Here is a 24177-nt window from a genome sequence, read left to right as displayed (position 1 = left end):
ACCGGCGCCGCCGACAGGCTCGCACGGATCAACGTCCGCGACCTGGCCGACGCACTCAAAGCAAGCCCCGCTGCCGCCTCAGCTTCAGCCGCCGCTGCCGCACCTACCGCGGCAGGAGGACCCCCAGGACCAGCGGTGCAGGCCCAACCCACCACACCCGGGCCACCACCAGCCGCCCTCCCGACCGACGGAGGCGACATCCCCCACGCCGAACCGCGTCCTGACACGGCCGTCCCGCAGGCAGCACCCCAAGGGGACGGCTCGGCGGTCAGTGCATCCGATGTTCGTGATCCGGTCACGCCAGGACCGCTGCACGACGATTTTAGACCCGGCGTCCGCATCGTGGGGGATCCGGATTCCTTCGATATCAACTTCGCGGAGTGGCGCGCTAAAAGGTACAGAATCGACATCACTGGCTTTTATGACCCTCACAATAAGAGATTGCCGGTTATGTTGGAGCGTCATAGACCGGATGACTCGGGCCGCATTGTGCAGTTCGTAAGATTGGAGCAATCGGAGCCTGCGGCGGTCTACTCTGCCCTCTTGCGGGCGTTGGACGATTGGCGCCAGGAGCCCGGAGGATATCCGGCATTTGATCTCATCTCCATCGATGCTCGGTCCGTGAGTAGCTCAAAACCTATGATGTTTAATGTGGTCGCGAGGGAAGTGGGTGAAGCCATAGGGACGGGCAGGTTGGAGGTCAACCGTATCCCGCGGATTGAAATATGCTACGAAGATTCAAATATCCTGTTTGTGAAGGATAGCATGTTCGAAGACGTCCAAGGGGTCTTGTCCGAAGTTGGAAACTGGGATGCCCAAGGGCGGTTCATTCCGTGGGAGAAATCCGGCCTTCAAGGTGACCCGTTCGGCGACGGGCCGTTCTATGCTGCAGCACGGGCGCGGGATATGGACGCCGCCCTCAAGGAGACTCAGGGGATCTTCGCCCACTTCGGAAAGAATCCTCTTGTTCAGTTCAATGCTCGCCAAATACACCCCGCCGTACTGCGTGAATTTAATACAGAACTACGAGCGCTGACCCTCGACTACCCCAAAATTCGAGAGCTGAAAAGATTTATTGCAACCTGGCAGATTAACAGGGCCGCCAACTTGGCTTACGCCACCGAAGATTCAATAATATTGAACGCTAATTCGTGGTGGAACGATCCGGCGAAGCTGGCGGAACTCGGTGGAGACTGGGGCGGTAGCCTGGCGAGGGAGACCATAAATCACGAAGCCGGTCACTTGCTGACCGGTCCGGTAATGAAAAATCCGGAGGCGTTGAAGGAGCTTAACAAGACTTTTTCCAGCATTCTAGGTTTACCAATCGAGATCACTCCCGGCAATCTCTTTACACCACTCAGCCCATTCCGGAAAAACGCTGAACAAATCAGGGTTATCAAGGGCTATCAATGCAACGGATTGGACTACGCTCGCGTTTCGCCTGCTGGATCTCCCGAGGTGGGCAACGCTCTTACGGGTGACTGGAAGCACATCATCGACTCATTGACTTGGACGCCCGAGAATAGAGTTTCGGCCGCCAGTGGCGGGGAATTGAGTGACCTTGTAAGAGAATTCAATTCTGGAAGCGCACTATTTATAGTCGGGCGGGACCCGCGGATTGCAGATCTGGTCGAGACTATCTCGTCTCGCTACGGCTCGAAAAACTTCGATGAGATGCTCGCCGAGCTGTTTATGGAGCTCCGCTCTAGTAATCTGCCCCGCCCACCGGCAAAGATGCTCGGCGGCATCATTGATCGTTACAACCGTGCTGCACCTACCGATGTCCGCGCCGTGGGATCACCGAAGGGGCTGCCGCCGGGCACCGGCGAGCCCCGTCCATCCGGTGGTCGGTTCGAACCGTTCACGTCGACGGACCGCCCGGCCGGTGCCACCGGACACACCGACGCCCGGCCTTTCGCACGCGAGGACCCCTCCGCCGAAGCAGCCAAGCCCCATCGCCGGGAGGGCAGTTCGGACCCCGACAGGATGAAGGTCCTCGGGGGGGAGGGCGACTTCGCTCCGGGACATCGCGACTATGACCACCAGGCACCAGATTTTCCAGCCCTTTATGAGGAACGGCCTGGCTACACCTCCAATACCGACTGGTACTCCGACCCGACCCAAACGGGCTCGCTCAACGAATCCTTCAGGCCACAGTTTGTGGAACGCCTGCCCAACCGGCTCGGCAGCAAGATCCAAGAGTTCATACAGTGGCGCGCGGAGCGGCTCGGACGTCACATCAGCCCGACCGGCCAAGGGGAGGTTCTGCTGGAGCGGCGGTCGCCATTGGATCCGGGGACGCCGATCAAGTACCAGCGCGTCGCCTGGGGCACCTCGCACAGCGTGCGCCGCGCGATTCACCTGGCCTTGACTGACGGTGGCGAACCGGTGATGGTGCTGGTGCTCGATGCCCGCTCCACCCGCCTCACCGAAAACGCCGCACGTCGGGCGTTGGAGGACATAGCCGCCGACAGCAGTCTGGCGCCGGTCGATGGCATTGAGATCTGGTTCCACCACAAGGAGCTCAACGACACCGCTTGCCTCGTCCGCGATAACCAGAACCTCATCAGCCTTCGCTACGAGCACTGGCACACCAACCTCCGGCCGCCGCCCCGAGACCACGAAACCGCGAGCTCGGTTCCATCTGTTGCCAACGACGGTGTGCTAGCCCCAGAAGCTAACGAGCCACCACCGGTGTTGCCATCCCAAGCCACGATCGACCCAGCAGCCGGCCCAGCCGCGCCAGCGTGGCACCCGGTTCCGCAGCCGACGCATTCCGGCAGTGGCACGGGAGACCTCCCCCATGGAAATAGACCAGAGCAGCGCGGTGATGTGCCCGCTCCGGGCATCCATGACACAGAGCCGTCACGCACATCGACTGGCAACCATCCGGCCAGTAGCAGGGCGTCCGGTAGCACCAGTCAGCCTGGCAGCGCCACCTTGCCGACCGCGGCAGGCGGCGGGGACCAGCCCAGCCCCGCCTTTATATGCTCCGATGCGGTTTCCCTAAGCCCCGAGAAGGCGGCGCTGAATCAAAATATATTGGAAGTGGGACGGGCGTACAAGGGTGCATTCCGGTGGGGCGGGAGAAGTGGTCCCGATATGAGCGGCTGGGAGATGGAGATCGGAACAACGAGCGACATTACAGCACTACGAAATGATTTCGCCCGGTATATACTCGACATCGGACCCGCGCCGGGACGGGATGGCATTATGAACTGCTGGGAGGCCACCCTTCGCATCGTGCACTTGGCAGGCGGTACTGATGTTTGGACATTAAGGCGATTGCACGCTGATGCTGCCGCAGCGGCGCGGACAGCTTTTGAAGAGACCATCGGCGACAAGGCGCTTCGCGTTAAAGCCGCCCGAAACGCCTTCCATGGGAAGATCGGCATGTTCTTCGCACCAGGGGAACGTATCCCATACATTATCGACCCAGTAACGAAAATCGGTGGTCCGAACATTCCCGCCGGACTCGTCTTTTTGTTGAACGATATCGACCATGTAGCACTCAGTCTCGGCATCCGCGATGCAAAGAATCGATCTCTAGTGCTCAGTCACTTCTGCTATCCCAATCCGGGAGTATTTCCAAGTTCGGGGAAATTCTCTCTTGAAGAACCTGGTTCAATCCAGGAATTTGGCTCTTGGCAGGAAACTTCGATAGAAGAATTGAAGGAACATCGTCCCAACTGGACGCGAATTGAGGCGGCAATCCCATCGTGGCTCCTATAACTCTGGAGACGGTCACATGGCCGGTTGTCGCGTACCGAGGGCGGATCGAAGGCTCAGCGTCGAGCGGCCTGCTGATTTCTCCTGATCTCGCGGGTCACAGTCTGATCGCGGGCCGCGCGGCGCAGCGGTAATCGAAAGAGCTCCGCGGACTTCGAGCCGGCCTCGGGGTCTCGGTGCAGGCGGGTTCAGGGAGAACAGGTAGATCCCGACGATGCCGGGAAAGAACGGCGGCACCGAGACCGCGGCGATGCCGAGGACGGTGGCGCCGTAGTCGACTGAGGTGTTGCGGCGCACCGCAGCGGCGACGCCGAGCGCGATCGACACGACCAGCGCGACGGCCAGCGCGGCGCCCATGAGCTGCGGCGTGGGACCGAGCCGCTCGCCGAGCACCGCCGAGACGGGCCGGTGCCCGACGTAGGAGTAGCCGAAGTCACCGTGCAGCGCCCCCGACAGCCAGTGCCCGTACTGGACGACGATCGACCGGTCCAGCCCCAGCTCGTCCCGTTTGGCCTCGATGAACGCAGCGCCGCCGCCGCGCATTTGCTCGGGGTCGACCATCATGCGGACCGGGTCGCCGGGCGCGACCCGCACCAGCACGAAGATCCCGACGCTGATCAGCAGGAACACGAGAGCGTTCACCAACAGCCGCCGGATGACGTAGACCGCCACGCCTCACCCCTTCCTGTCCGTGCCAGCCGGGCCGGGGGCGCGCGCCCCGGGCCCGGTCTCGGTCAGCTCAGCTTCCAGTTCGCGAAGTCCCAGGTCCCGATCTCGTTGGTCGGCAGGCCGCACGGCTCGAAGCCGGACAGCCGCGTGCGGTACGCCCAGACTGTGTCCGGGTTGTAGATCCACAGATACGAAACCTGCGCGTTCTCGACCTTCGCGGCCTCCTTGAACAGGCTCGCCCGCTGCGCCGGGTCGGCGACCGAGTCGGCCTTGGACAGCAGGTCGTCCAGGTTCGGGTCGCAGAAGCGGGCCACGTTGCCGCCGGCCGGGTACGCCTGGTCGCAGGCGTCAATGGTCGCGACGGTGGAAGGCTCGGTGGCGTAGTTGCCGCCGCCGAACAGCGCCAAGTCGTACGACTTCTTCTCGTAGGACGACAACAGCTCGTCTGCCTGCACCTGCTTCAGCTCGACGTCCACGCCGACGGCCTTGAGCTGGCTCTGGATCACTGTCACCGCGGTGTCGCGGTCGCGCTGCCCTGGGATCCACGACAGCGTGACGGGCTTGGAGCCGTCCCATCCGGCCGCGGCGAGCAGGCTCTTCGCCCTCGCCGGGTCGTAGGCGTCCTCGTTGGCGGCCGAGGCGGCGTCGCCGTAGAAGCTGGAGTTCACGACCGACCCGGCGCCGCCGAGCACCTTGCCGACCAGGCCCTTGCGGTCGATCGCGGTGAGGAACGCCTGCCGGACGCGCGCGTCCTTGAACCGGGCCTCGGACTGGTTCATCGCGATCCGGGTGAAGCCGGGGCTCTTCGCGGACACGACCTTGACGCCGTCCATCTTCTTGACGGTCGGCAGGTCGGTCAGCGAGACCTGGGTGAGGTCCATCTCGCCGGTGCGGAGCTGCGCGATCGCGACGTCGGAGGTGACCGGTTTCAAGTACACCTTCTTGATCGACACCCCCTCCCGGAAGTTCTGGTTGGCCTTCAGCTCGACGTACTGGTCGGTCTTGTAGTCGACGAAAGTGAACGCGCCCGAGCCGACGGTCGGCTTGGTGAAGAAGCCGTTGTCGCCGAGCCCCTTCGCCGGCACACCGCCGAGCACGTGCTCGGGCAGGATCGGGGTGTTGCCAATCAGCCCCGGCAGGCTCGCCGCCGGCCGGGTCGTGGTGATCTTCACAGTGGTCTCGTCGGGCGCGGTCACCCCCTTGAGCGAGTCGGCCTTGCCGTCGGCGAGGTCCTTCGCGCCGGTCACGGCGGCGAACTTGCCGCCCTGCGTGCTACCGGTCGCCGGGTCGGCGAGGGCGTTGAAGGTGAAGAGCACGTCCTTGGCGGTCAGCGGCTTCCCGTCGCTCCACTTCAGGCCGGGCTTCAGCTTGAACGTGATCGTCTTGGCGCCGTCGGAGATCTCCGGCGCGGCGGCGGCGAGATGCGGCTTCAGCGTGTAGGACGCGTCCGAGCCGTACAGCGAGTCGAAGATCAACGACATGACGAGCTGGTCGGGCCCGTGGTTCGGCGCGAGCGGGCTGAACGTCTGCGGCTTCTGGTACAGGTACATGTTCAGCACACCCCTGTCCCCGCCGGAGGACTTCTGCGTGGGGTCGGAGCCGCAGGCGGCGAGCGAGCCCGCCGCGAGCACGCCGCCCAGCACGGCCGCCGCGACGCCCCGTCCGGATCCGCCGGCCATCGCACCGGAACGATTGGTCATAAACTTGCCTCTTCTCTGCGGTGGCCGGGTGCGCCCGGCCACTGGCCCGCTCAGCGGACGCGGTTCACCAGGCTTCCGAGGCCGGTCACGCGGACCGTCATCTCGTCGCCTGCGGACAGGAACTCCCCGATACCATCCCCACCCCGGACGGCGTGCCGGTGTACAGCACGTCGCCGGGCTCCAGCGTCATCAGCCGAGACGCGAACGCCACCAGCTCCGCGACGTTGAAGATCATCTGATCGGTGCCGCCGTGCTGCCGGACCCGCCGTGGACCTCCAGGATCACGTCGAGCTTCTGCGGGTCGGGCACCTCGTGGGCGGTGACGAGGTACGGGCCGAGCGCGGCGAAACCGTCGAGCCACTTGCCGTTCAGCCAGTCGAAGAACGCGACCGCGGGATCCTCGGTGTCGCGGTCGTGGCCGTAGTCCATATTCCGGGCCGACACGTCGTTGCCGATCGTGTAGGCGCCGACGTGGCCGAGAGCGTCCTCGACCGGGATGTCCTTGCCGCCGCGGCCGATCACCGCGACCAGTTCGGCCTCCCAGTCGATGCTGGGGCTGACCGAGGGCAGCGCGATGTCCTCGCCGGGGCCGCAGACGGCGGTGCCGGGCTTGATGAACAGCTGCGGCGAGATCCGGGACTTGTCGATCTCGTCCCCGCCCGTCTCTGTGACGTGCTCCTGGTAGTTCGCGGCGACCGCGAGGACCTTGCCCGGACGCACCAGGCGGGGCGAGCAGGGTCACCTCGTCCAGGGCGTGCGTCGTCCCGCCGGACGGTACCGAGCCGAACGCGCCCACCAGCGCCGAGAGATCGCCGGGGCCGAGGTCGGTGACGCGGCCGCCGTCGACGATCTCGCCGTGGCGGACTCGGCCGTCCGGCAGGCGGTACGTCGCGAGCTTCATGGATCAGACCTCCGGGGAGTCGATCGGTATGGGCGTGCCGAGGGAGCGGGCCGCGGCGTCGGTGACGCGCAGCGCGGCGAGGGCATCAGCCGGGCCGGCTTCGGGCGGCCGGCCGGTGACGGCGGCGGTGTGCAGGGCGGTGAGCATCCGGTCGACGGTGCCGGAGCCGTGCCAGGCGCTGCGGTTGCCCGTAACCGTCCGGACGGACGCGCCCGGCTTGGCGGCGTCGACGTCCATCACCCCGCCGGAGCCGCTGACCCGCTAGCGGTACAGCGCCATGCCGGGGGCGTCGGCGGTACCGCGCAGCCGAGGTGATCGTGCTGGTCAGGCCGTGCTCGTGGTCGAGCAGCAGGACGGTGAGGCGGCCCCGCTCCCGTCCCGGGAGGGCGTGCACGCGCCGGACCGGCTGGCCGGTGAGGGCCCGCACCACGTCCACGGGGTAGAGGCCTAGGTTGACGAGCTCGCCGTCCGGGCATGGGTCGCCACCGTCGACGAGGAAGTCGGCTGGACGTTCCAGGGCAGCCCGACCCGTCCGGCGGCAAGCGCACCCTTGGCGGCGGCCTGGACGGCGGCGCCGAACCGGTGGTGATGCGCGGGCATGCAGACCAGGCCAGTCTCGGCAGCTGGCAATCCCGTCTCCTCCAACATCACCTACCTGCGCGACCACCCCGGCTTCTACGAGCGCACCCACGCCCTCGGGGAGCGGATGCGCGCCAGCCTCACCGGCATCTGCGCCGACCTCGGCATCGCCGCGACCGCCGCCGACTTCGGCGGTGTGTTCAGCCTCTATTTCACCGAGTCACCGATCCGGGGCTACCGCGACCTCATGCGCAACAACGAAGCCGCCTACGTGGCGTTCCACCACCGCATGACCGACCGCGGCTTCCTGATGCTCCCGCTCGCCCTGAAGCGCAACCACATCTCCGCCGCCCACACCGAGCAGGAGGCCGACCGCACTCTGGAAGCAGCCCGCGACGTCCTCCGCACGATCCGTGACGACGGCATCCTGACCGCGTAGCCCGCTGGCCCCGCCCATCACCGACGGCCCGCACCCGGCTCAACCGGGTCCCGAGCGGATCTCGACCGGTTCGGCCGTCCGAGGACGCGGCGGCGGTACTCGCTTGGGGGCAGGCCGTAGGCGGCGCGGAAGGCGCGGGTGAAAGTGGCGTGGTCCCTGAATCCCCATCGTGCCGCGACGCGGTGGATGGTCATCAGGTGCAAGGCCGCGTCGCCGAGGTCGAGGCGGGTCCGTTCGAGGCGCTGCCGGCGGATCCACGCCGCGAGTGTGATGCCGTTCGGCTGGAACAGCCGGTGCAGGGTGCTGACCGAGATATGGTGCGCGGCGGCGATGGAGCGCGGCGACAGCCCCGGATCGTCCAGGTGGCGCCGCACGTACGTCTCGATGGCCGAAAGCCGGGTGGACCGCCGGGGGTCGGCGTCGAGATGGTGGGCGACCAGGCCGTTCACCAGATCCGCCGCGATCTCACGGAGCCAGGGCACATCTGTCTGCCCGTATCCGCCGTCCGTGGTCGACGCGACAAGGAACTGGGCGAGCAGCGCACCGACACCCGCCTTGCCGGTCAGCGGCGCCGCCAGAAGCCGCTCGGTGTGAGGGAGCGGCACCAGCAGGGCGCGCTGCACATGGGCGAACACGAGCGTCGCGGCCTCGCCGTCGGCGACGATGCGCAGATCGAACGGCTGCCCGCTGTCGTATAACCCGAGACTCCGCACGCCCAGTACGGTTTGGCGTCCGGCCTGGCTCAGCACGATCCGGCCGCGCATGGCGAGCACGACCGATAGCATCTCGGGGTCATGTGCGCGGATCAGCTGCGGTGTTCGCACCACATCGACCGAGGAACTCCTCACCCGCAGCAGGCTCACCCCCGCCAGATCCAGCATTCGCGCCACCAGGTGGAAGCGCCCGGGATCGTCACTCGTCACCCGCACCGGATACGAACTGGAGACCTGGAAGGCGTTGAATTCGGTCAGCCGCCGCTCCGGCGCGTGTTCGTCGCTGCAGAAGACCGTTCGCATCATCTTTTCTCCGTGGGCTCCTCGGGAGGCGCCGGTCTGCTCGTGTCCCTGGCCTACCGCTGCCGCCTGCAGAAGGCCGCCATGTGACGTCGACGCAGGCGCTCCCCGGACTATGGGGACGGCAACAGGTTGCCCTGGCTGACGGTGACGGCGTGCCCGCCGACCTGGACGCGGTCGTCCTCCACGGCAAGCGCGAGCCGCCCGCGCCGGGCGGACGCCTGGACGGCCTCCAGCCGGGCCCGTCCGAGCCGGGCCGCCCAGAACGGGCCGAGGACGGCGTGGGCCGAACCGGTCACATGATCCTCGTCCAGCCCGTGGGCGGGGACGAACACCCGGGAGGTGAAGTCGGCGTCCCCGCCGCCCGGCGCGGTCACGATCACGCGGCCGACCGGCAGCCGCAGGATCCGCGGGATGTCCGGCCGGACAGCCTCCACCTGCGCGGCTGTGTCGAGCATGACGACGTATTCGGCGTCGTTGCGCGCGAATCCGCCGGCGGCGGAGAGCCCGAGTGCGTCGAGCACGTCCTTGGGGGCCTGCCCCTCGGTCACCGGGACGGCCGGAAAGTCGAGCCAGATGCGCGTCTCGCGGCGGCGCGCCCTCAGGGTTCCGTGACCATGGCGGAAGACGATCTCGTCATGGCCGAGCGCGTGCGCGGCGGCCAGGGTGGCGTGGCCGCACAGCGGCAGCTCGGACGAGGGCGTGAACCAGCGGATGCTCCAGGCGTCCGGCTCCCGCCACACGAACGCGCTGGTGGGCTGGTGCAACTCGGCGGCGGTCGCCTGCATCCACGTCCGGTCCGCAGGGCCGTCGAGGATGACGACGGCCGCCGGGTTGCCGGCGAAGGAACGCTCGGTGAAGGCGTCGATGAGAAACCACGAGGTCATGCGGTCGCCTTGCGGGTGACGACCACGACGTAACGGCATTTCTCGGCGGTGTCGTTGACGAACTCTCGGGCCTGGGGTTCTCCGAGCTCGAATGTGTCCCCGGGGGAGAGACGATGGGCGGCCGCCCCGTCGACCAAAGTCAGCTCGCCGTCCAGCACCCAGATGAGCTGGGCGATGAACGCGTAGCTGCCCGCCGGCATCGGCACCCGGGCGCCCGCCGGCAGCACGATCTCGGTGACGTCGACGGGGAAGCCCGGCGTCGATATCTGGCGCCGGAGGTAGCCGCTGTCGGGATCGGTCCAGCGCGGGGTGTCGGCGGCGCGCCGGACCCGGCCGGCGGCGGCGCCGTCCGCCGGCGACAGCAGCGCGGTCATACTCAACTCCAGCGCGGCGGAGAGCTTGCCGAGGACGACGGCGGTCGGGTTGCTCTCGCCGCGCTCGATCTTGCTGATCATCGCACGGGACACGCCGGAGGCGTCCGCGAGCCGGGCCAGCGACCAGCCGCGCCGGGTCCGCTCCGCCTTGACCCGCCGTCCGAGAACGTTCGAGCCCTCCATCAAAGTGGACACGGCTACCCCCTGGGATTCGCGGTCGTGGTCGAGGCGCAACTCCATGAAGACGCTGTTGGGATCGGGGACGTAGCCGGCGAACGGCTCCCGGACGGTGAACCCGTGCCGCGCGTAGAGCCGCCGGGCTGGAGCGAAGAAATCCTGGCTCCCGGTCTCCAGCAGCACCCGCTGGTGCCCGCGCTCGACGGCGACCCGCAGCAGATGCCGGAGCATGACGGTCCCGACGCCCTTTCCGCGCGCGGCCTGCGCGGTGCGCATGGACTTCAGCTCGACATCTCCGCCGCCAAGGTCCTTGAGTGCACCGCAGCCCCGCAGCTCCGCCCCCTCCCAGGCCGACCAGAACTCGACGGCCGGATCGCGCAACTCCCCGAGATCCAGCGCGTGCACCGAGCCCGGCGGCGAGGTGGCGTGCATGTCGGCCAGATGCTCCTCCAGCAGCCGATGCACCTCGTGCCGGGTCAGGTTGTCGAGTTCGAAGCGCAGCACCATCCGGACTCCCGTCTCACCGCCCAAAATACGGTGCGGTCTACGATCACTGCTTTCTATGATAGTGGACATGTTTCCACTATATGATTCGATCACGGTCAGACCCGGACGGGCCGAGGACGCCGAGAGCGTCCGGGCCATCCGCAACGACGCGATCGAGCACACGACGTCGATCTGGACCACGGTGAAGCAGACGCCCGAGGAGGCGGCGGCGTGGTGGGGCGAACTCCTCGGACGGCGTGCGGCGTTCGTGGCCGACGCCGCCGGCGAGGTGCTCGGGTATGCGTCCTGGTCGCAGTGGCGTCCGAAGGAGGGCTACCGGTTCACGGTGGAGAACTCGGTGTACGTCCTCCCCGGACATCGGGGCAAGGGCATCGGTGGCCGGCTGATGCGGGCGCTGATCGCGGCCGCGCGGGAGTCCGGCGCCCATGTGATGCTGGCCGATATCGAGGCGGAGAACAGCGCCTCGATCGCGCTGCACGCCGGCCTCGGCTTCGAGACCGCGGGGACGCTCCGCGAGGTCGGCACCAAGTTCGGCCGCCGGCTGGACCTGACGATCATGAGACTCGGGCTCACCCCATGACGGCGGCCCTCGCCACCGGAGCCGTCGCGGGCCTCGGCATCGCCATGCAGGTCGGTGCCGTCGCCGTCTACCTGCTCCTGCTCAGCTCGACGGCACCACTCCGGGTCGGCGCCGCCGCGGCCCTCGGGGTCGCGACCGTGGACGGACTGTACAGCGCTCTCGCGATCGCGGCGGGCAGCGCCGCGAGCCGGATGATCGAACCGGTCGCCGCCCCCCTCCGCTGGACGGCCGCCGCTGTCCTGCTGTGGATCGCCGTGCGCATCGTGACCCGTGCCTTCCGGGAGCGGGACGCCCCGGAGAGCGCGCTCGGCGGCGCCGCCGGAGCGACGTCGCCCGGACGCGCCTACCTGCGGCTCGTCGGGGTCACGGTGCTGAACCCCGGCACCATCGTGTACTTCTCCGCGATCGTCATCGGCAGCCGCTTCGACGCCTTCGACGCCTTCGACAGGTCCGTCTTCGCAGCCGCCGCCTTCACGGCGTCCGCGCTGTGGCAGATGGCGGTGGTGATGACGGGCTCGGCCCTGGGCCGCCTGCTCACCGGATACCGCGGCCGGCTCGCGACGGCCGTGACCGCCGGATTTCTCATCGCCGCCCTGGCCGTCCGGACCTTCGTCCAGTAGCGGCGTGCTCAGCGATTACATGGACACGGTTCCGCCAGGAAGGGGGGCCTTCGCCTGCGTGAACTTTAGAATGTCGAGCGGCCCGGCTCACGGCCGTAGCCGGATTCCTTCACGCCGCCGGACGGCGCGTCGATGTTGAGCCGACCGCCGTTCACATAGACCTCCCCGCTGTCGATCCGCCGAGCGACGGCGACGGCGACGTCCGGGGCGGCGGACCACACGGCGCCGGGGAAGCCGTACCGGGTGCCGTTGGCGATCCGCACCTCTTCGTCCTCGCCCCAGCCGCATGTACTCGTGGAAACCCTGGGGCAGTCACCTGCACCGCCTGTTCCGCCCGCACGGCACGAGCTCGTGGATCCGGTGGCAGCACCTCGAACAGGCCCGCCGCGACCTCAGCGCCCCTGCCCTTCGCCTGATGCACGTCCACCAGATCGCGGCACGGTGGGGGTTCCCCGACCGTGCCGCCTTCACCCGCGCCCTCACCGCTTACAGCGTCTCAACCAATGAGAACCGCGGCCATGCCCTCGACTCGCCGCGACGACCGGACAGCGCCGATCGCTGCCGTCCCGGCGACGTCCGCGAGCCGGAGAGCAAGCGGTAGCCCGCTCAGGACGTTCCGGCAAGGAGCACGCGAAACCGCTACGACGCCGCGCCCCTCTTGAGCTCTTCCGACCCCGCCCAGACCAACGATCACCGTAGTCGTCCTCGTCAACGCAGGGAACGGATCATCAAGAAAGTGTGGATTCGGCATCAAGGACTCGTCCCCCGCCATCGCGAATACTCGCTACCGAGATCAACTCGAAAGGGGCGATTCATGCGCTTCATGAAACTGGGCTTGTCCGTCGGCATCGCCGCGACCGCGCTCATCGCGGGATTGCAGGCACCGGCGTCGGCCGAAGAATATCTGTGGACCACGGGCGGGTACGGTCTGTGGCAGGCCGACCCCGAGAACGGCCGGCCAGGCGATTCCATCAAGGCATGCGATACCTCTTCCGACGGTTGGGCCATTTCCGTCGTCATGACCTGGGGCACCACCGGATACCGGCAGGTGGACACGCGTGGCCACGAGTCGGGCTACTGCTCCGGATGGGCCTCCGGCGACCTTCCGGAAGGAACCTACGTGGACATCTCCGTCGAAGAGATCAAGTCGGACGGCCAAGGCGGGCTGCTGCACCGCAATTGGCAGCTCTTCCGTGACCGAGTGGCCTAGCCGACCGGCGAACCAACCTTTTGACAGGGGGCAGCCCTTCGAGAAACCGCTTTGCACGACCAGACGAAAGCCGTAGCCATCGGCACTCATGCCGCAACATTCCACGACCTGTGCACGGCCTGCGGCCCCTCCCTGCGGGTCTTCCCGGACTGGGTGGAACGCATCATCAGGCAGCCTGTCGGCACCGGTCATTCGGTGACAGCGGGCTCCGTCTGGCTGGCCGTCCGCCAGACGGAGCCCTGCCGCCGGAGCACCGCTGGAAGCTGCACGGCCGGTTCGACCTCGACATGAACAACCACCTCGACGTGCCCGGGGACGTGGCCGCGCGTTCGTAAGGAGAGGCGCTGACCGTCATCCAGCACCGGCGTAAAAGGTCTCCTCCGGGTGCACTGGATCGTATGGCTGGCAGTTGCCTAAGATCACACGCGTGTCGAGGACCACACCGCCGCGCCCGCTCGATGTCGAGGCGCTTTCCCGGAGTTGACGGCCTTCCAAGGCACCACCACCCGGCTCCATCCACGCCCGGGCCGACCGGACGTGGCGGCCAGTTCCGTGGGCGGTCCGCTGCTCTGGCCGGCGCACGAACCCTGGCCGGAATGCACCGAGCCTCACAGCCACGCACGTGGCCGACGTCCGGCGGACATCCACCAGGAACGGCAGATCTTGGCTGCTGCATGGCGCCGTGAAGCAGACCCCGGCCCCACAGACCAAGAACGGCAGCTACTTAAGGAACTCGGCCAGGAACACCGTATTGAAAAGACTGCTGCGGCTGATCCGCTGCCGCTGATCGGACTTGCGCAGTTGTATCGGAGGGACATCCCAGACTTGCCCGCCGGGCCGGACGACTGCGATCTGCTCCAGGTGTTCTGGTGCCCCTTCGACGCACACGGCCCGACCGGCTACGGCATGCTGCTCGACCTTCGCTGGCGCCGATCGTGGGAGGTCACCGAGGTGCTGACCTCACCGCCACGGCCGCAGGTCGTCGGCTTCAAGGGGTACGTGCCCGAGCCGTGCGTGCTGCATCCGGAACAGGTGGCCACCTACCCGTTCGCCGGCCTCCTCCCAGGAGACCTTTGCGCCCGGATCGACGCCTGGGAAGAAGCCTTGGACGAGGCTGCCGAGCAGTCGGCGAATGAAGATGCCGCAGCGTTTGTGGACTACCAGAATGACCTGTCCATCCCACCAGGCTGGCGCGTCGGTGGTTTCGCCTCCTGGCACGTCACCGACCCGTCCCCGATGGACTGCCTGACCTGCGCGGCACCGATGCACCTCCTGCTGACCATCGACAGCTCGGAGTGGGACGGCGGCAGCGGCAGCTGGAAACCGCTGGAGGACCCGAACTCGCCCACACACCTGTACGCCAATCCGACCAAGGTCACCGTGGGCCGCGGGGGCGAACTCAACATCTTCGCCTGCCCCGAACATCCCGACCACCCGCACCGCTGGAGCATCCAGTAGAACTCTCACGACCGGACATCTGGCCCCCTGATGATCAGTGCTGACCCCGCAGGCGCCGCATCAGCTTCGGCGGCGTTCCGCTGCCCGGTCCGGTGACCCGGGAGCGTCCCGGCCGCACATCCTGCGCCTGGGCACGCGTCGCCGCCGCGGCACGTAGCTTCTTCAGGTCGGGATGTGGTTGTACAGCGTGCCCGTGAAGCGGACGAAGCCCGCGTCCCGTGGCTGAGCTCGCTCGGTCAATGCTGCGGCGCCACCTGCGTCGGCGACTACCTGCTGAACCTCGCCGTCGCGGAGCGGTCCGAGCGCCACCGGGACGCGGCGTCCGACCTGGCCACCCACCTCCTGCCCCGGAGCGCCGGACCGCCGCCCCACCCCGAATTCGTCACCGCCACCCCTGACCACTCGCTCTCCTGGGCCAAGGGGCTCTGCGGCCTCCTGAGCTTCTTCCGCAGGCTGGCGCACCGGGCCCCGGTTGCCCGGTCTTCCGGCGGTGAGCGCCGGACGCCCGGTGCCGCACCCATCGGGCGCACCATGATCAGGCCAGCGTGGGGTGACGCCGACGGACCTCAGCGGCTCGCGGCGGCTCCGGTCGCGTCCGCAAGCCGCTGGAGGACGTCGTCGAGGCGGTCGCCCACGACCACGTCGTCGGCCGTGGCGTGGTCCACGAAACCCGCGTCCGCGGCACGGCGGATCAGTGCGACGAGCGGATCCCAGAACCCGCCGATGTCGAGCAGGCCGAGCGGCTTGCCGTGCAGCGCCAGCGTCTGCCACGTCCACACCTCGAACAGCTCCTCAAGCGTGCCGAGCCCGCCGGGAAGCGCGAGGAACGCCTGCGCCCGTTCCGCCATCAGCGCCTTGCGCTCGTGCATGGTGTCCACCACGACGGTCTCCACGCCGGGCTCGCCGTCGACCCGGCCCCATTCCCGCTCCACCATGAACCGCGGGATGACGCCGAAGACGCGGCCGCCGCCGTCGATGACACCCTGCGAGACCTGCCCCATCAGGCCCGAGCCCCCGCCGCCGTACACCAGCTCGATACCGCGGTCAGCGAGCTCCCGCCCGGTCGCGTACGCCGTCTTGGCGTGGACGGGATCGGAGCCGTCCCGGGCACCGAGGAAGACCGCCAGCCGCGACAGCCCGCGCGCCGGCCCCGCCTGCGGGTTTGGAGCGCCCACGGTGGAGGGGCCGCGGTGCTGGTCGGGGGCGGGGTGGAGGACCGTTTCAGGGTTGCACATGATTCCATTTTAGGAGATTTCGTCCACTAAATTGGAAACATTACGCGTCTTGATCGCGGCATGCGCAGTCCAGGGCGGCGGCGACGCGGTCCAGCGTGGCGATCGGCGGGGTGAAGGGCAACCGCAGATGGCGGGAGTTCGTCGCATCTGCGGCGAACGACGGCCCGGCGGCCAGCTCGAGTCCGTGCGCGCGGGCGCGTGTCACGACGGCATCGGCGCGCATGCTCGTCAGACGCAACCACAGGGCGAGCCCTCCGGGAGGAACCGTGAAACGCCAGCGGTCGTCTCCGGACAGCAGCCCGCTCAGGTGGTCGCGCTGTCGCCGCAAAGCGGCCCGGCGGTGACGCAGCACCGGTTCCAGGTCGCGGAGGAGTTCCGAGGCGACCAGCTGCTGCGTCGGCGCGGCGGTCAGCGACCCGCACAGCGGATGGTGGGCCAGTTCGGCGATCAGCGCGGCAGGCCCCCGGAGCCAGCCGACCCGCAGGCCACCCCAGACCGTCTTGGCCGCCGACCCGATGAGGACGGAGCGGGGTATCCGCAGGAGCGGTGCGGGCGGTTCGCGCAGGTCGAGGTCGCGCATGGTCTCGTCGGACACGACGGTCACCCGGTGCCGTTCGGCCAGCCACGCCACCGTCCGCCGGGCGGTGGCCGGCATGAGCGCGCCGGTGGGGTTCTGGAAGTCGGGGACGAGGTAGGCCAGACCGCCTGCCGCGGACCGGAACGCGTCCTGGAGCTGGTCCAGGTCCCAGCCGTCCGTGGTGACCCGGCAGCCGACCAGGCGGATGCCGGCGGCCCGGAAGCCGGCCAGCGGGTCAGGGTACGTGGGGATCTCCACGGCCACGGCACGAGGACGCAACCGCGCCGAAAGCAGTGCCAGTGCCGAGCGCGTCCCGGAGGTGATGAGCACCTGCTCGGGGCGGGTGGCGAGCCCCTCGTCGGTGTAGCGGTCCGCGATCAGTGACCGCAGTTCCGGCAGGCCGGGGCCCGTCTCCCCGCTCTCGGCCAGGAGCGGGCCGGAACGCTCGGCCGCTCTCAGCAGAGCCTGCTGGTATGTCGCATGAGGTGCGGCCGGAACCGCCCTTCGAAGGTCGATGACGCCGTCCTCGCCGCTGGCCGAGAACGGTGCGATGCGCGCCGCCGCCTCGCGTTGGTTCAGGTGCCCTTTCTCCAGGGTCGTGAGGCGGTCGACCCCGCCGCCCTGGAGCGGGCGCTGACGCAGGTCGACGGTCCCTGCGTGGTGGTCGCCAACGCCGGCACGGTCAACACCGTCGACTTCGACGATCTCCGCGCCATCACCGCGCTGCGGGAACGCCACGACTTCTGGCTCCACGTCGACGCCGCCTTCGGCGGCTTCACGGCCCTGTCACCGGACCACGCCGACCTGGTCGCCGGACTGGACGCCGCCGACTCCATCTGCATCGACCTCCACAAATGGATGAACGTCCCCTACAGCAGCGCCGTGCAGTTCACCCGCCGACCGGACCTCCAGCTGCGAGTGTTCCGGAACGCCGCCGCCTACCTGGGCCCGCTGGGCGAGATCCCCGACTTCGTCGACCTCACGCCGGAGAACTCCCGGCGCTGGCGTGCCCTCGCCGCCTGGTTCACGCTGCGGGCCTATGGCAGGGACGGGCACCGCGAGATCGTCCAGCGGAACATCGCCTGCGCTCAGGCGCTCGGCGAGGCCATCGAGGCGATGCCCGGGCTGCGTCTCCTGGCGCCGGTCCGCTTGAACGTCGTCTGCTTCACACTGGCCGAAAACCCGACAGCCGAGCGCCTCGCCGATCTCGCCGACGAGTTGAAGGACGAAGCGTTCCTCACCCCCACCACCTACGCCGGAGTCCCCGCACTCCGCGCCGCCTTCAGCAACTGGCGCACCACCGAGACCGACGTCCACCGCCTCACCGAGGCCCTGCGGACCAGGCTTACCAAGCTCTGAGCACCCTGCTCAGGCGGACGCGACGGGACGGGTCGATACGCGGTAGTCGGCCCGACGAAGGATCTCCGCTGCGTCACCGACCGGCGGGTGGATCCATTCGGTGTCGACCTTGCGCTTACGAGCCTTGGCCGTCTCGCCGGTGTCGCGGACGATCCGGTCCCAGCCGAGGGCGACCACCGCACCCCGCGCCGCCAAAGTCCAGGCAGGTGACGGAGGGGTCGGCCTGGAACGGGACCCGTGGCCGCCCCCAGCAGATCGGCAGCGACGTTGTGCGCTGCGTAAGACGCCGTCGACCCCGCGCACCCGCAGGTACGGGTCGGTCACCAGCCGGCCGAGCCGGTCACGGTCACCGGGGATCTGCGCGTCAGCGGACTGGCCTGAGTGCCCGCCGTCCACACCACGGTTCGGGCGGCCGCGTGCCGCCCGAAATCTCGACCTTGTCCCGCTCCATCTGCTACACGGTGGCGCCCATGCGCGGTTCCACCCGAGTACCGCGATCGCAGGGCGCGGAGCGCGCCCGGGTTCGGGACCGACGTGCTCGTCGCGCTCGACCAGGATCACCCGTACTTGCTCGCCGTCCCCAGCGATCGCACGCAGTCGACCGACCAGCTCGGTGGCGGCCTCCAGCCCGGTGAAGCCGCTCCGACGACCACGGCAGTGAACCGTCCGCCACCTAGTTCGGAGGGGAGCCGGTTCAGGTGCTCGTCGAGCGCGACAGCGCCCTCCAGGGTGTCGGCGTAATGCAGCCACCGGGCTTCGGGCAACCGCGGACGCACCACGCGGCTGCCGGTGGCGACCTCGAGCCGCTCGTAGCCCAACATGGCCTGCGAGCACAGGTAGACGGCACCGGGCAGCGAATTGTGGGCGGCAAGATCCGGGCCTTGTAGGCCTTGGTGAACGTCCGGGTACGGCGTGGCCGGCACCTCGATGCCGTATCTCTCGCTACATGACGAGAGCACTCATTCTTGGTGGCCTCGGCCGCCGCTTCCGGCGGTTCCTCGTCCACCGCGGTCCTGAACGGCGGTCTCGGAGTCGCGCGGTCATTCAATTGATCAATAGGTGACGCCTTCCTTTCCAGACGATGAACACCTCCTGGAAGTACCGCGGTAGATGTACGGCGGGGCACATAATGTTAGCTGTCCTCGGTCCTGCATGCCCTGCAGCGCCCAAAAATTGAGGCACTGTCAGCCAAAAGCCAATTCTGTGCAGATTCAAGCGGCCGAGCAGCTGAATAGAGGAGGTTCATGAGCGACGAGAACGAGGAAGTGTACGTACTCTTCTTCGGCGTTGGCCTGGTGATCGTCCTCTTCGGTGCGCTGTGCAGTTTCCTGATCTGGTTGTCGGGGCAGATGGCCGCCTTGCTCACGGGCGGCGGCTGGCCGGACTCCAGCCCGAAGGACTGCCTGGAAATCGTCTTCCATTTCCTCCGGCATCCCGGCGATCCGAGCGCCTCTTGGCCGCCTACGGCAGAGTTGGGGCCCGCCCCGGTCTTCTACGCCCTGCTGCTCGCGTCTCTGGCGTCGGTGGTGATCGGGGTGTACTTCTCCGTGCGGCTGCTGCTGAACCTGCGGCGCCGCCGGCCGGCCCGGCGGCTGCGGCTGGGCTTCGCATCCGGCTGGGAGGTCCGCAAGCTGCTGAGCGCCCGGACCGTCCTGGGCAAGGCCGCAAAGGTCCGGCCGTCCACCGCGAACCGACCTGCGAAAACGGTGAGACCGGAGGAAGTCGGCTTCTACATCGGCAGGGACATCAGATCCCGGCGGAAGCTGTACACGTCCCTGGAAGACATGATGATCGTCGTCGCGGCGCCGCGACAGGGAAAGGACCTGCACTTCGTCACGCCTCTCACGATTGACGCGCCAGGTCCCTGCATCGTCACCTCCACCCGGCGGGACACGTTCCTCAACACCGCCATGGTGCGGGCGCAGTACGGCGAAGTGCACGTCTTCGACCCGAGCGACCTCACCGGATGGCCGAATCGTCTGCGCTGGTCCTTCCTGGCCGGATGCGAGGACCCGAATGTATGCGCGGTCAGATCCGGCACACTCGTCGCTGCGAGCGGTTTCCAGATGGGAATGGAGGGCGCCAACGCGCTCGGCGGCGTGACGACCATCATCCGCTGCCTGCTGCACGCGGGGGCGATCGGCGGGCTCACCATTCGTGACGTGATGGGCTGGGTCCACGAGGCGAGCAGTGACGAGCCGGTGGGCATCCTGCGGCGGGGGGAACGTGAAGGCAGGGTCGCCCCTGGATATTCGTCGCAACTAGAGTTCAACGCGCGAAATGAGCGTCTTTGGTCCGGCGTGATGCAGGTCATGAGCTGTTTCTCGAACGAGCGGGTACTGGCCGATCTTTCCCCGCCGCCCGGCACGGGTTTCAATTTCCAGGAATTTCTCAAAGGCCGCAATACCCTGTACATCGTCGGCAGGCAGCAGAAGGAGCATGGTGGGATCGCGCCGATCGTCACCACGATGGTCGAGCAGTTCTTCCGGTCCGCTCGTGGGAACGCGATGAAGCAGCCGGCTGGACGCCTCGACCCGCCCCTCACCTTCGAGTTGAACCATGTGACCAACATCTGCCCGTTGGACGGCCTGCCCACGTACATGGGCGAATCCGGTGGTTATGGCATCACCGTGCACGGCTACCTGGCGTCCTTGGCGGACGCCCGTGCCAAATGGGGCCCGGATGGAGCGGCGCGCCTGTGGGACAACTCCACAGTCCGTGTCATTTCGGGAGGTACCGGAACCGCCAAGGATCTCGCCGAACTCTCCGACCTCATGGGCAGGCACAATGGAAAGCGTGCGCTGGAACCCGAGGAGATTCGGACCATGCCCTTCGGTCGCGCAGCCGTCATCGCAGGCACGGCTCGTCCTGTCGAGATGTGGCTCACCCCATGGTGGAAACGTGATGACCGTGACGACATCGCCAGGGGCAGACAGGCTCTGGAGGCAATGATCCGCGAGCACGCGACGAGCCGTCCCGCCGCTATTGCTACCGCTACCGACGCGACCACCTCGGATGAAGAGGAACCCTGGCCCGCCCTATGACAGCATGACCCCCTTTCCGGGCCCCGCTATCGTCTCCAGCACCAGCGTGTGGATCACCGCACTACCGATCAGGGCCTCTCCAGCGCCCTACGGGGAGATCCAGCTCCACACCGACCGCCGCCTGGACATCACCGACCTGCCCACCCCGTGATTGGCGTCCGGCTACGTGGTGGAGCACCGACGGTAGGCGCCTGCAGGCACGCCCGCCCGCAGAAGAGCCCGACGGCGACCCGTGCTCTGCTTGCCCTCGGCAGCCACGGCTCGATCAGTGCCCGCTCCTCATTAGTCACATCACCACGTGCCGCACCAACAGATCATCGGCGACAACAGGCCTCACGGAAAGCCGTCAGGACGAGGGAGCGCCCTCAACTCCCTGCCGAGATTCCCCTATCCTTCCATGTGACAAGCTGGTCGGTATGGACATCGAACAGCTCCGGGTCACGGTGTACCGGATCTTCGCGAGTACGGGGCGTGCACCGAGCGCGGAAGACCTCATGCGAGAGTTGGATGCGCCACGATCACAGGTGGACGAGGGCCTGCGCGCGTTGGCAGCCGCCCGCCACCTGGCTTTGGACGCACGCGGCTCGATCACCATGGCCCACCCGTTCTCAGCGGTGCCTCTCGGATTCTCCGTCATGGGAGCGACCACTCTGTGGTGGGGCGGCTGCGCATGGGACTCCTTCGCCCTCCCCCACCTGCTCGACGACGCCGACCCCGCGCTGGTGGCCACACGCTGCCCGGCCTGCGGCACCCCGCACGTCTGGAATGTCACCCGGCAAGCCCCTCCGCCCGGAGACCAGGTGGCGCACTTCCTCGTCCCCGCCGCTCACATGTGGGACGACGTCGTCCACACCTGCGGACACCAGCGCATCTTCTGCTCGCAACCCTGCGTCGACGCCTGGCTGAAACGAACAGGCAACGCACCCGGCTATGTCCTTGACCTCCCGACTTTGTGGCGGCTCGCCTCACGCTGGTACGAGGGCCGCCTCGACCACGGCTATGTCCGCCGTGAACCCGCCGCCGCTGCGGACTATCTGCGCTCCGTCGGACTCACCGGCCCCTTCTGGGGCACCTGACCCCCACCAGGCGAACAGTTCCGACGCGATACGGAAGCACCAGAAGGTCACGATCGGATCCGAAGTTCTGATATTGCGAAGGTCATGTGGCGCGGCGGCATCAAGCGGTACCGAAGGCGTTTAGCACCGTCCACGCCGACTACGCCGCGGCGCCAAAGCGGGCGCCACTGGACGGCGGCACTCGCCGCGCCTACGACTCCAGGGTACGGACCTTCCTAGCCTGGCTGAAGACCAGCGGTCTGGACGGCGACCCGCTCATCGACGCCCACTACGGCGAATTCGCCGGCCGCGACTTCAAGACCCATATGAAGACCGTTGGTTTGTTCGTGGGAACTGACCGCACGTGTTGGCCGGAAGCATGATCGATGTTCGCTAGAAGTGTTATGTTCGACGAGCCGTCAGCCTTTGTGGCCTTCTTGAGGGATGGACCAGCAGCCGTTGGACAGCCCGACGGACCGGCCGATTACCGCTCGCCCGAGGCGAAGCCAACCTGGTCTTCGGGATGATCTCCAAACGATACGAGGAAGGCTCCATCCGACTGGCCGGCCGGGAAGCCGAGTTGGGGCCGGTCGTCGGTTCCAGAGTTCCTCCGGGAAGCCGAGCCAGTGCAGCATGCCGATGCGGATGGCAGCGCCGTGGGAGACGACGAGGAGGAGGCCTCCGTCGGGGATGCGTTCCAGGGCGCGTTCGAGGGCGGCGCTGAAGCGTTTTGCGATCGCGGTGGGGCATAGGGCGGCGAGCAGCCGGGCGGCGTGGGCGGCCTGTTCGATGCCGGGCGGCGTCCAGCGGCATGTCGGTCATGCCTTGGAAGCAACCTTCGTCGTTCCATACCGTCTGGCCGTGTCGCATCAGGACGATCTTGCGCGATCCGCCTCCCGCCGTCACTGGGCTTCCCCGACGGGCACGCGCTGCGCTGCGTTGGAAATGATGCCCTCGGCGGCGATCTGGACCAGCCGGGTGGCCTTGTCGGATGCGGTCACGGTGGTGTTGTGTTCCTCCCAGGGGGCTGCGTCGTCAGTCACGATAGAGCTCTCGCTCATTGACCGCAGTTCCGCTACCAGAGCTTGGCGAGTTCGATGGCGTCGGCGGCGTCGAGCAGGTCTGGGGCATGGCCTAGGCCGGTGGTCAGTTCTGCTGGGCTGCGCGGGTTTGGGCGAGTCGGTAGGAGTCAGTGCCGGTCTCGATGATGTTGCTGCCGAAGGTGAGTCGGTCGACGATGGCGGCGCAGAGGCGGGGGTCGGTGAAGGTCTTGGTCCAGCCGCCGAAAGGACTTGTTGGAGGCGATGGAAACGCTGGCTTTTCCTCGCGTTTGGTGAGGACCTGGAAGAGCAGATCGGCGCCGCGGCGGTCGAGTTCCATGCAGCCGAGTTCATCGACGCAGACTCGACGCAGCCGTAGCGGGCGATGGTCTTGGACAGTTGTTTGTCGTCGGCGGCCTCGACGAGCTCGTTGACGAGTTCAGGGCCAGGAGGTAGCGGACGCGGTAGCCGGCCATGGCCGCCTCGGTGCCGAGCGCGATGAGCAGGTGGGACTTGCCGGTTCCAGAGTCGCCGATCAGGCAGAGCGGCAGGCCCTTTTGACCCAGTCGCAGGTGGCGAGGGTGTTGATGGACGGCGGGGTCGATGCTTGGGTTGGCGTCGAAGTCGAAGGAGCACAACGATTTCTCCCGGGGAACCCGGCGGCCCTGATGCGGCGTTCGGAGCGGCGGCGGGCGCGGTCGTCACGCTCGGCCATGAGCAGTTCGGCGAGGAAGCCTCGGTAGGAGACCTGCTCGCGGGCGGCGGCCTCGGCCAACTCCGGGAGCCGGGCGCGGATCGTGGGCAGGTGCAGCATCCGGCAGGCCTGGTCGACGGCGGCGTCGGCGGCCTGCTCGGTCGGTCCCCGGCGAGGCTTGGCGGTCATGGGCCGGCGGTTCCTTCCCGTGGGGTGCGGTTGCGGCGGAACAGCCGGTCGTAGACGGCGACCGACGGCAGCGGGCGTGTAGGTCGGCGGCTTCTCCAGACGGCGGGCAGTCAAGGACGCGACCGCAGACGGGACGGACGG

The 24177-nt window shown here is 67.7% G+C and carries 28 protein-coding genes and 1 pseudogene; 11 read left to right on the top strand and 18 right to left on the bottom strand.

The features are described from left to right. Window positions 1-342: 342 nt before the first annotated feature. Window positions 343-3732, top strand: coding sequence for a hypothetical protein (locus AB0C78_RS29830; RefSeq protein ID WP_360754122.1), 3390 nt, complete (start codon window positions 343-345; stop codon window positions 3730-3732). Window positions 3733-3744: 12 nt separating this feature from the next. Here AB0C78_RS29830 and AB0C78_RS29825 read toward each other — a convergent pair whose 3' ends face one another. The 6 genes from AB0C78_RS29825 to AB0C78_RS29800 form a co-directional block, all read right to left on the bottom strand. Continuing rightward, window positions 3745-4401 (bottom strand): ABC transporter permease, encoded by a 657-nt coding sequence (locus tag AB0C78_RS29825; protein ID WP_360754120.1) that lies wholly within the window; start codon window positions 4399-4401, stop codon window positions 3745-3747. Between the two features lie 62 nt (window positions 4402-4463). Beyond that, window positions 4464-6098: an ABC transporter substrate-binding protein gene (locus AB0C78_RS29820; RefSeq protein ID WP_360754117.1), complete on the bottom strand. Its 1635-nt coding sequence runs from the start codon at window positions 6096-6098 to the stop codon at window positions 4464-4466. 97 nt (window positions 6099-6195) lie between these two features. Beyond that, window positions 6196-6333: a fumarylacetoacetate hydrolase family protein gene (locus tag AB0C78_RS29815; protein WP_360754114.1), complete on the bottom strand. Its 138-nt coding sequence runs from the start codon at window positions 6331-6333 to the stop codon at window positions 6196-6198. Next, window positions 6330-6818 (bottom strand): fumarylacetoacetate hydrolase family protein, encoded by a 489-nt coding sequence (locus tag AB0C78_RS29810; RefSeq protein WP_160573995.1) that lies wholly within the window; start codon window positions 6816-6818, stop codon window positions 6330-6332. Before AB0C78_RS29810 ends, AB0C78_RS29815 begins: the two co-directional genes overlap by 4 nt. 184 nt (window positions 6819-7002) lie before the next feature. Then, window positions 7003-7236 (bottom strand): hypothetical protein, encoded by a 234-nt coding sequence (locus tag AB0C78_RS29805; RefSeq protein ID WP_360754112.1) that lies wholly within the window; start codon window positions 7234-7236, stop codon window positions 7003-7005. 210 nt (window positions 7237-7446) lie between these two features. After that, window positions 7447-7599, bottom strand: coding sequence for a hypothetical protein (locus AB0C78_RS29800; protein ID WP_360754110.1), 153 nt, complete (start codon window positions 7597-7599; stop codon window positions 7447-7449). Between AB0C78_RS29800 and AB0C78_RS29795 the strand changes: the two genes are divergently transcribed. Next, window positions 7598-8017 (top strand): hypothetical protein, encoded by a 420-nt coding sequence (locus AB0C78_RS29795; protein ID WP_360754107.1) that lies wholly within the window; start codon window positions 7598-7600, stop codon window positions 8015-8017. The genes AB0C78_RS29800 and AB0C78_RS29795 overlap by 2 nt on opposite strands. A gap of 17 nt (window positions 8018-8034) precedes the next feature. Here the strand turns inward: AB0C78_RS29795 and AB0C78_RS29790 are convergent, their stop codons facing one another. The 3 genes from AB0C78_RS29790 to AB0C78_RS29780 form a co-directional block, all read right to left on the bottom strand. Further along, a complete protein-coding gene (locus AB0C78_RS29790) occupies window positions 8035-9036 on the bottom strand; it encodes a helix-turn-helix domain-containing protein (RefSeq protein WP_360754105.1) in 1002 nt (333 codons plus the stop codon). Between the two features lie 107 nt (window positions 9037-9143). Next, window positions 9144-9917: a PhzF family phenazine biosynthesis protein gene (locus AB0C78_RS29785; protein WP_360754102.1), complete on the bottom strand. Its 774-nt coding sequence runs from the start codon at window positions 9915-9917 to the stop codon at window positions 9144-9146. Further along, window positions 9914-10975: a GNAT family N-acetyltransferase gene (locus tag AB0C78_RS29780; protein WP_360754099.1), complete on the bottom strand. Its 1062-nt coding sequence runs from the start codon at window positions 10973-10975 to the stop codon at window positions 9914-9916. The genes AB0C78_RS29785 and AB0C78_RS29780 overlap by 4 nt, the downstream gene beginning before the upstream one ends. 67 nt (window positions 10976-11042) lie before the next feature. Here AB0C78_RS29780 and AB0C78_RS29775 point away from each other — a divergent pair, with 67 nt between their 5' ends. Together AB0C78_RS29775 and AB0C78_RS29770 are read left to right on the top strand one after the other, a co-directional pair. Further along, window positions 11043-11555: an N-acetyltransferase family protein gene (locus tag AB0C78_RS29775; protein ID WP_360754097.1), complete on the top strand. Its 513-nt coding sequence runs from the start codon at window positions 11043-11045 to the stop codon at window positions 11553-11555. Beyond that, window positions 11552-12175, top strand: a complete 624-nt coding sequence (locus tag AB0C78_RS29770; protein WP_360754093.1) for a LysE family transporter — start codon at window positions 11552-11554, stop codon at window positions 12173-12175. The genes AB0C78_RS29775 and AB0C78_RS29770 overlap by 4 nt, the downstream gene beginning before the upstream one ends. A 65-nt stretch (window positions 12176-12240) precedes the next feature. On the opposite strand, the gene AB0C78_RS29765 is transcribed toward AB0C78_RS29770, so the two are convergent. Continuing rightward, window positions 12241-12438, bottom strand: coding sequence for an aldehyde dehydrogenase family protein (locus tag AB0C78_RS29765; protein ID WP_360754090.1), 198 nt, complete (start codon window positions 12436-12438; stop codon window positions 12241-12243). 23 nt (window positions 12439-12461) lie between these two features. On the opposite strand from AB0C78_RS29765, the gene AB0C78_RS29760 reads away from it, so the two are divergent. The 3 genes from AB0C78_RS29760 to AB0C78_RS29750 all read left to right on the top strand — a co-directional run bounded on the left by AB0C78_RS29760 (window position 12462) and on the right by AB0C78_RS29750 (window position 14843). Continuing rightward, window positions 12462-12776, top strand: a complete 315-nt coding sequence (locus AB0C78_RS29760; RefSeq protein WP_360754087.1) for a hypothetical protein — start codon at window positions 12462-12464, stop codon at window positions 12774-12776. Between the two features lie 213 nt (window positions 12777-12989). Next, window positions 12990-13385 (top strand): hypothetical protein, encoded by a 396-nt coding sequence (locus tag AB0C78_RS29755; RefSeq protein ID WP_360754085.1) that lies wholly within the window; start codon window positions 12990-12992, stop codon window positions 13383-13385. Between the two features lie 552 nt (window positions 13386-13937). Continuing rightward, complete coding sequence (locus tag AB0C78_RS29750; protein ID WP_360754082.1) at window positions 13938-14843, top strand: hypothetical protein; 906 nt, start codon at window positions 13938-13940, stop codon at window positions 14841-14843. A 566-nt stretch (window positions 14844-15409) separates the two neighbouring features. Here AB0C78_RS29750 and AB0C78_RS29745 read toward each other — a convergent pair. Together AB0C78_RS29745 and AB0C78_RS29740 are read right to left on the bottom strand one after the other, a co-directional pair. Then, a complete protein-coding gene (locus AB0C78_RS29745; protein WP_151600112.1) occupies window positions 15410-16078 on the bottom strand; it encodes a TIGR00730 family Rossman fold protein in 669 nt (222 codons plus the stop codon). 40 nt (window positions 16079-16118) lie between these two features. Beyond that, entirely contained in the window at window positions 16119-17393 is a 1275-nt protein-coding gene (locus AB0C78_RS29740; RefSeq protein ID WP_360754080.1) for a PLP-dependent aminotransferase family protein, read from the bottom strand. Here AB0C78_RS29740 and AB0C78_RS29735 point away from each other — a divergent pair. Next, the gene (locus AB0C78_RS29735) at window positions 17313-18014 is read left to right on the top strand and encodes a pyridoxal-dependent decarboxylase (protein ID WP_360754077.1); all 702 of its coding nucleotides are present in this window, start codon (window positions 17313-17315) and stop codon (window positions 18012-18014) included. The two genes, AB0C78_RS29740 and AB0C78_RS29735, sit on opposite strands and share 81 nt — an antisense overlap. Before the next feature lie 9 nt (window positions 18015-18023). On the opposite strand, the gene AB0C78_RS29730 is transcribed toward AB0C78_RS29735, so the two are convergent. Next, window positions 18024-18191 (bottom strand): hypothetical protein, encoded by a 168-nt coding sequence (locus AB0C78_RS29730; RefSeq protein ID WP_360754074.1) that lies wholly within the window; start codon window positions 18189-18191, stop codon window positions 18024-18026. A 380-nt stretch (window positions 18192-18571) separates the two neighbouring features. Then, window positions 18572-18937 (bottom strand): hypothetical protein, encoded by a 366-nt coding sequence (locus AB0C78_RS29725; RefSeq protein ID WP_360754071.1) that lies wholly within the window; start codon window positions 18935-18937, stop codon window positions 18572-18574. A gap of 321 nt (window positions 18938-19258) precedes the next feature. Here AB0C78_RS29725 and AB0C78_RS29720 point away from each other — a divergent pair, with 321 nt between their 5' ends. The 3 genes from AB0C78_RS29720 to merB all read left to right on the top strand — a co-directional run bounded on the left by AB0C78_RS29720 (window position 19259) and on the right by merB (window position 22134). After that, on the top strand, window positions 19259-21058 hold the full coding sequence (locus tag AB0C78_RS29720; RefSeq protein ID WP_360754068.1) for a TraM recognition domain-containing protein: 1800 nt from the start codon (window positions 19259-19261) through the stop codon (window positions 21056-21058). A gap of 4 nt (window positions 21059-21062) precedes the next feature. After that, entirely contained in the window at window positions 21063-21209 is a 147-nt protein-coding gene (locus AB0C78_RS29715; RefSeq protein ID WP_360754065.1) for a hypothetical protein, read from the top strand. 265 nt (window positions 21210-21474) lie between these two features. After that, the gene (merB, locus tag AB0C78_RS29710) at window positions 21475-22134 is read left to right on the top strand and encodes an organomercurial lyase (protein WP_360754063.1); all 660 of its coding nucleotides are present in this window, start codon (window positions 21475-21477) and stop codon (window positions 22132-22134) included. Between the two features lie 398 nt (window positions 22135-22532). Here the strand turns inward: merB and AB0C78_RS29705 are convergent, their stop codons facing one another. The 4 genes and pseudogenes from AB0C78_RS29705 to AB0C78_RS29690 form a co-directional block, all read right to left on the bottom strand. Beyond that, window positions 22533-22805 carry a hypothetical protein gene (locus tag AB0C78_RS29705; RefSeq protein WP_360754134.1) on the bottom strand — a complete coding sequence of 91 codons (273 nt, stop codon included), beginning with the start codon at window positions 22803-22805 and terminating at the stop codon, window positions 22533-22535. A 210-nt stretch (window positions 22806-23015) separates the two neighbouring features. After that, window positions 23016-23156 (bottom strand): hypothetical protein, encoded by a 141-nt coding sequence (locus AB0C78_RS29700; RefSeq protein ID WP_360754060.1) that lies wholly within the window; start codon window positions 23154-23156, stop codon window positions 23016-23018. Between the two features lie 103 nt (window positions 23157-23259). Then, window positions 23260-23526: an ATP-binding protein gene (locus AB0C78_RS29695; protein ID WP_360754131.1), complete on the bottom strand. Its 267-nt coding sequence runs from the start codon at window positions 23524-23526 to the stop codon at window positions 23260-23262. Beyond that, window positions 23504-23967 (bottom strand): annotated as a pseudogene (locus AB0C78_RS29690) (ATP-binding protein). The gene AB0C78_RS29695 and the pseudogene AB0C78_RS29690 overlap by 23 nt, the downstream one beginning before the upstream one ends. Window positions 23968-24177: the final 210 nt, after the last annotated feature.

Origin of the sequence: Actinomadura sp. NPDC048394 (assembly GCF_040651755.1) — a bacterium.
Taxonomy (GTDB): domain Bacteria; phylum Actinomycetota; class Actinomycetes; order Streptosporangiales; family Streptosporangiaceae; genus Spirillospora; species Spirillospora montaniterrae.
This window is presented reverse-complemented; position numbering and strand designations above follow the sequence as displayed.

What these genes read in the sequence shown, in the direction of transcription:
- AB0C78_RS29805 (WP_360754112.1), bottom strand. Translation starts at nt 7,236, where the DNA reads ATGGACGTCGACGCCGCCAAGCCGGGCGCGTCCGTCCGGACGGTTACG.
- AB0C78_RS29785 (WP_360754102.1), bottom strand. Translation starts at nt 9,917, where the DNA reads ATGACCTCGTGGTTTCTCATCGACGCCTTCACCGAGCGTTCCTTCGCC.
- AB0C78_RS29795 (WP_360754107.1), top strand. Translation starts at nt 7,598, where the DNA reads ATGCAGACCAGGCCAGTCTCGGCAGCTGGCAATCCCGTCTCCTCCAAC.
- merB (WP_360754063.1), top strand. Translation starts at nt 21,475, where the DNA reads ATGGACATCGAACAGCTCCGGGTCACGGTGTACCGGATCTTCGCGAGT.
- AB0C78_RS29775 (WP_360754097.1), top strand. Translation starts at nt 11,043, where the DNA reads ATGTTTCCACTATATGATTCGATCACGGTCAGACCCGGACGGGCCGAG.
- AB0C78_RS29760 (WP_360754087.1), top strand. Translation starts at nt 12,462, where the DNA reads ATGTACTCGTGGAAACCCTGGGGCAGTCACCTGCACCGCCTGTTCCGC.
- AB0C78_RS29715 (WP_360754065.1), top strand. Translation starts at nt 21,063, where the DNA reads ATGACCCCCTTTCCGGGCCCCGCTATCGTCTCCAGCACCAGCGTGTGG.
- AB0C78_RS29780 (WP_360754099.1), bottom strand. Translation starts at nt 10,975, where the DNA reads ATGGTGCTGCGCTTCGAACTCGACAACCTGACCCGGCACGAGGTGCAT.
- AB0C78_RS29800 (WP_360754110.1), bottom strand. Translation starts at nt 7,599, where the DNA reads ATGCCCGCGCATCACCACCGGTTCGGCGCCGCCGTCCAGGCCGCCGCC.
- AB0C78_RS29820 (WP_360754117.1), bottom strand. Translation starts at nt 6,098, where the DNA reads ATGACCAATCGTTCCGGTGCGATGGCCGGCGGATCCGGACGGGGCGTC.
- AB0C78_RS29815 (WP_360754114.1), bottom strand. Translation starts at nt 6,333, where the DNA reads ATGATCTTCAACGTCGCGGAGCTGGTGGCGTTCGCGTCTCGGCTGATG.
- AB0C78_RS29770 (WP_360754093.1), top strand. Translation starts at nt 11,552, where the DNA reads ATGACGGCGGCCCTCGCCACCGGAGCCGTCGCGGGCCTCGGCATCGCC.
- AB0C78_RS29790 (WP_360754105.1), bottom strand. Translation starts at nt 9,036, where the DNA reads ATGATGCGAACGGTCTTCTGCAGCGACGAACACGCGCCGGAGCGGCGG.
- AB0C78_RS29745 (WP_151600112.1), bottom strand. Translation starts at nt 16,078, where the DNA reads ATGTGCAACCCTGAAACGGTCCTCCACCCCGCCCCCGACCAGCACCGC.
- AB0C78_RS29755 (WP_360754085.1), top strand. Translation starts at nt 12,990, where the DNA reads ATGCGCTTCATGAAACTGGGCTTGTCCGTCGGCATCGCCGCGACCGCG.
- AB0C78_RS29720 (WP_360754068.1), top strand. Translation starts at nt 19,259, where the DNA reads ATGAGCGACGAGAACGAGGAAGTGTACGTACTCTTCTTCGGCGTTGGC.